This is a genomic window from Coleofasciculus sp. FACHB-712, from assembly GCF_014695635.1.
In the GTDB taxonomy this organism is placed as follows: domain Bacteria; phylum Cyanobacteriota; class Cyanobacteriia; order Cyanobacteriales; family FACHB-T130; genus FACHB-T130.
On the sequence record NZ_JACJOQ010000337.1, the window covers coordinates 1 to 4,484 of the forward strand.

General features: G+C 45.0%; 6 protein-coding genes. 1 reads left to right on the forward strand and 5 read right to left on the reverse strand.

Going from position 1 to position 4,484, the window contains the following annotated elements:
* The 5 genes from H6F50_RS08595 to H6F50_RS08615 form a co-directional block, all read right to left on the reverse strand.
* A partial coding sequence (locus tag H6F50_RS08595) for an ABC transporter substrate-binding protein (RefSeq protein WP_242028947.1) occupies positions 1 to 380 on the reverse strand: 380 nt, incomplete at its 3' end.
* 31 nt (positions 381 to 411) lie between these two features.
* On the reverse strand, positions 412 to 1,011 hold the full coding sequence (locus H6F50_RS08600; protein ID WP_190428364.1) for a PIN domain-containing protein: 600 nt from the start codon (positions 1,009 to 1,011) through the stop codon (positions 412 to 414).
* On the reverse strand, positions 1,008 to 1,502 hold the full coding sequence (locus H6F50_RS08605) for a type I restriction enzyme HsdR N-terminal domain-containing protein (RefSeq protein WP_190428360.1): 495 nt from the start codon (positions 1,500 to 1,502) through the stop codon (positions 1,008 to 1,010). Before H6F50_RS08605 ends, H6F50_RS08600 begins: the two co-directional genes overlap by 4 nt.
* Positions 1,503 to 1,606: 104 nt before the next feature.
* Positions 1,607 to 2,092, reverse strand: coding sequence for a 2-C-methyl-D-erythritol 2,4-cyclodiphosphate synthase (gene ispF / locus H6F50_RS08610; protein ID WP_190428361.1), 486 nt, complete (start codon positions 2,090 to 2,092; stop codon positions 1,607 to 1,609).
* 204 nt (positions 2,093 to 2,296) lie between these two features.
* A complete protein-coding gene (locus tag H6F50_RS08615; protein ID WP_190428362.1) occupies positions 2,297 to 3,565 on the reverse strand; it encodes a DUF1517 domain-containing protein in 1,269 nt (422 codons plus the stop codon).
* A gap of 420 nt (positions 3,566 to 3,985) precedes the next feature.
* Between H6F50_RS08615 and H6F50_RS08620 the strand changes: the two genes are divergently transcribed.
* Positions 3,986 to 4,354, forward strand: a complete 369-nt coding sequence (locus tag H6F50_RS08620) for a hypothetical protein (protein WP_190428363.1) — start codon at positions 3,986 to 3,988, stop codon at positions 4,352 to 4,354.
* Positions 4,355 to 4,484 lie beyond the last annotated feature (130 nt).

The window sequence follows — 4,484 nt, forward strand, 5'->3', positions numbered from 1 at the left end:
TTGTAAGTAAAGATGACATCATCAACGGTCAGTGGTTGACCATCAGACCATTTCAAGCCCTCTCGCATGGTAAAAACAATTCGTTTTTTGTCTGGGGCGACTTCCCAAGATTCGGCTAAAGCGCCTTCAAGTTCACCATTGCCGTTTTCAGTAATTAACCCTTCGTAAATTAAGCTAAAAACGTTGGGTGATTCTTGACTTAGAACATAGTTAAAAGTTTTGGGATCTTGCAGAATACTGTCCACCAACTGTGGCACCTGGGCGGCTTTCGTATTGAACTGATTCAGGCTACAGCTATGGAGCGCGATCGCGCTTATCATCGCCAGCATGACAGCGAACAAACGACGCCAGATTAGGGGAATAGTAGCAGATAATTTCATAATGATTGTCTGTACGAGTATTAATTAAAACTTACTGAGACTCTAACCAACCGAGGAAATCCTGTGTGCGGCTAAAATATTTATCCGCGCCAGCATCACGCAAAGCGGCTTGAACTTCCGGCGGATTAAATTCTTTAACATTGGCGCTGAGGAACACTTTCCTATCTGTGGTATGCAGCCGTGCATGATTAAGAATGCAGTGCAAAATCAAGTTATCCGTTGGGTCTTTGTTGATAAAACGTGTATCTAAGCTTGCCTGAAGCATATCGCCAGTTAAGGGAATTATCTCTGCCTTGGTGTTGAGACGATCGAGGGCTTGGAAAAGACGAGTTTCGACATCGTTTAGTAGCGCCTCATTCTCAATCAGCGACTGTTCTAAATGTGAAAGGAGAGACTGGGCGTGGGATGAGGTGACATCTCGTCGTAACTGGCTGATTTGAATATTCAGTTCATTCATAAAACGATTGCGGCGCTTTACTTCATCCTCTAATGCAGAGAGAGCTTCCATACAGCAAATGCTCGGTATCGCTATCTGGACTGATGCGGTCGGATTCTCTAGCAAAGTATTCGCTTGGGAGTCGCGTCCTGTGGCAATGCTCATCAGGAAATTAGTCTCAACGTAAAGTATCACCAAGAAGCGCCACCTTCAAAGTAAGTCTCTGCATCTTCCAGCGCCTGCAACAAACCGATAGCTGCCAATTCCTCTGATGCTGGCGGCTTTTCCGATTTCCAGTGATAAGCTAAGTCGCGCACCCAAGCTTGCACGAGCGTCGCCAAGTATCGCTCAAAGATCCGTTTGCTGCTAAATTCGGGGTCGTAATGATTAAGTATGGCTGCCGTTTTCAGTTCGCTAATGGGTTCCGATAAATTAGCACCGTCCCATTGAAAAATCTCGATGTTTTCAATATCAGCCAGCATAGCGAAGGGAATTTTCACGTTTGCAGCTTGCAACTGAGATTTGAGTTGTGCAAGCGCCGATAGATTAGCTTTACTACTTTGGGGTTGAGTAGCTTTGACTTCAACTAATAGAACGGTTTGCCCTTCACGACTGCGGACAATAATATCAGGACGATAATGCAAAGAGCGATCGCCCTGAGCAAGTTCAAATCTTCCAGCTTCCATTGCCTTAATGCTCCCAGCGTGTTGAGAGTCTCTGTCTTATCCGTCTCTCGTTCATTCCTATCCTAGACATTTTCAACCTTTTGACTCGATAGGTTTGAGCCAAGTTAATCAGAAGCTACTAGTAAGGCTACAGCATAAGCGGCGATTCCCTCTTCTCGCCCAACTGAGTCTAACTTTTCATTCGTAGTGGCTTTGATGCCTATTTGGTCGGGTTTTAATTCTAGGACATCGGATAAGCGATCGCGCATCTTCTCAATATGGGGCTTGAGTTTCGGACGTTCCGCCACCACCACTGAGTCAATATTCTCAATTTGCCAACCTCGCTCCCGAATTAGCTGATACACCTGCTTGAGTAGTACCAGACTATCAGCCCCCGCCCACTGGGGATCTGTCGGGGGAAAATAATGTCCAATATCGCCTAAACTCAGGGCACCGAGCATCGCATCCATAATCGCATGAGTCAGCACATCGGCATCGCTGTGCCCCAGCAACCCTAATTCATGCTCAATCTTCACCCCTCCCAGAATTAAAGGACGCCCAGTAACTAAGCGGTGAATATCGTAACCGTTTCCGATGCGAATCTTAGCCATTTATCCGTTTTCAGCAAAATTTCAGCAACAATACTTGGCTTGGCGACTCGAAGCCGCAGCTACACAAACGAAGTCCGCGCAACGCGAGACTATAAAATTATTTCGGCTTGAAGCCTGGGTCGGCAGGCTTTGTTTGTATAGCCCCAAACTTACAGTCTGAGGGCATTGAAGGACTTTTGCAAGCGGTAGGACTAAACGCTGCGGCTATATCTGTGCCATCTCCGTGTATTCAGTTAATAGCTCATCGTAGGTAAGGCTATCGGTTTCCGCTTGAGGACTCCATAGCAGTTCAAACACCATCAGGTAGTCAGGGGAGATGGACGCTACTTTCTCTAAAGCTGACTTCAAAGCTTCAGCGGTGCGAATTTCTTCAAATAACGGCTTGTCATCCGCTGTTCCGACGAGCAACGTGACCACAATATAAGCTGCTGGGCCATCATCCAAGTCAGGCATCGCGGGTTTTTGTTGTCTGACTCTACCACCCACATTTGTAAGGGTTTCCGCACTAAATTTGCTGCGTTCTTGTATAGAAACTTGGTTGAAAATTGCCTCGGCGTCCTCTCGACTTTTAACCGTCTGCGAACTCGCTAATACATGAGTCCAATTTTCGGGCGATCGCAATAACGCTAAAGCTGATTCTTGTAGCAGCTGCATCAACCCTTCAGAAGTATCTGTATCTACATTCAGGCTCAGTTCCGTCAGCTGAGATTGTATGCTTCGAGCTTGAGCCAGCAACGCCACCTGTATCTTGCTGACCGTAACCGTATCATTCTCTAGCTCATGAGCCGCACTCCCACCCTTCTTCTTCAAAAAGATGAAATAAGCCCAAAGCCCAATACTCCCAACTGCCAACAACATCAATAAGAAAAGCCAAGGAAAGTCACTCGATGAGTTACTAGCGGTAGAAGAATAGCCAGAATTGGTTGGTACTTGAGCAGGAACAGAATTTGCAGTTCCCGGCGCAGTTTGAGGGTAGGTTGATTGATTCGCCGGAACGTTATTGGGATAATAATTCGGCGGAACGCTGTTGGGATAGGTATAGACGGGCGGCGGTGCAACAGGAACCGGCACGATGACAGTGCTTCCCGGTTGTCTATAGTAAGGTTCATTCCAAGACGAGTTCGGGCGCGTCGGTTGAGTTCTCACTGAGGACGGCGGGGGAGTGGTTCTTTGAAAAGAGCCGCCGCCTGCTCGCCCACCTGTACTGCCCCTACTGGACTGCGACGGTGTAGAGTTTCTGGGAGAGGAGCTACTACCGCTACTGGAGCGACTGGGGCTGGAACTAGAACGTGACGGTGAAGAGCGAAAAGAGCCGCCACCGCTTCGTCCACCACTACTTCTAGCCTCGGCTTCATTGCCAATCTTCAGCCCGGTTTCTTGATTGCCAATGGGCAGATGAATATTCACACTGTTGACTACCGTGAAACTCAGGACTGTAGCCCAAAGCAACTGAAGTTTTACGTTTCGTAGCATTTTCGCAGTTCCATTCTTCTCCTCCACGCTAGCTTTTCCTTGCCGCTATTGTCGAGCTGATAAGGTTGCAGTCAATCTGCTGATATCTTTACATTAATTCATTAAAAGAAGATTTTAGAATTAATTTAGGTTCGGAGTGCTAGATTAATGGCTAGATATCAGAATTCTGGGTGAGTGGACACTTACAATAAAGCGGAGATTATTATGTGAATAAAACCCGGCGGCAAAATTTTCACTGAGTCGAGAAAAAGCTCACGCTTAGGAAAAATAAATTATTTTTTAGTTTAGTTTATTGAAATCAAAGAATACTTAATAATTTATTAAATCTATCCATCAAAAATAATTTTCACCTATTATCTTACCAATTCCTGAACTTTTCCTGATAGTCGGATTAGAGTCAGTAAATATTAAAAAATAATTATGATTTTTAAAATCAAGCAACCTCGGAAAATTTTTATTTTCTCTATTCTTGGTTTGGGTCTAGCGGTAGGAGCTTACTACGGCTGGTTTTTTCTCAGAGACTACCAGACCTTGAGGCAGGTGCAAGCAGATCAAAAAAAGATTGCTGCCTATCGCCAAAAGACTCAAGCGATGCCTACAGATCCTCAAGCCTTTCTTAACCTTGGCAATGCCTACATGACATTCTGGGAAAGTTCAGGTAAAGGCATTCGGATTGCTAGCCAGTTACAACAACAATCTTTGGCATGGGAGTGGCTATTCACCAAACCGAAGATGCTCAGCGAAGCTGTATTAGCTTATAAGTGCTTATGTAAAATAAATTACACATAATAAAAAGTAGAATAAGCTAAAACAAAAGTCAAGAAAACAAGAGACTTATGAGATTTATTAGAGATTTAAGCCGAGAAACTCAAAGGATTCTCAAAAGAATTTATAAAGAAAGTAGACATCATCAAGTGAG

Coding starts and splice junctions, on each gene's coding strand:
- H6F50_RS08605 (WP_190428360.1), bottom strand. CDS start 1,502: ATGGAAGCTGGAAGATTTGAACTTGCTCAGGGCGATCGCTCTTTGCAT.
- ispF (WP_190428361.1), bottom strand. CDS start 2,092: ATGGCTAAGATTCGCATCGGAAACGGTTACGATATTCACCGCTTAGTT.
- H6F50_RS08615 (WP_190428362.1), bottom strand. CDS start 3,565: ATGCTACGAAACGTAAAACTTCAGTTGCTTTGGGCTACAGTCCTGAGT.
- H6F50_RS08620 (WP_190428363.1), top strand. CDS start 3,986: ATGATTTTTAAAATCAAGCAACCTCGGAAAATTTTTATTTTCTCTATT.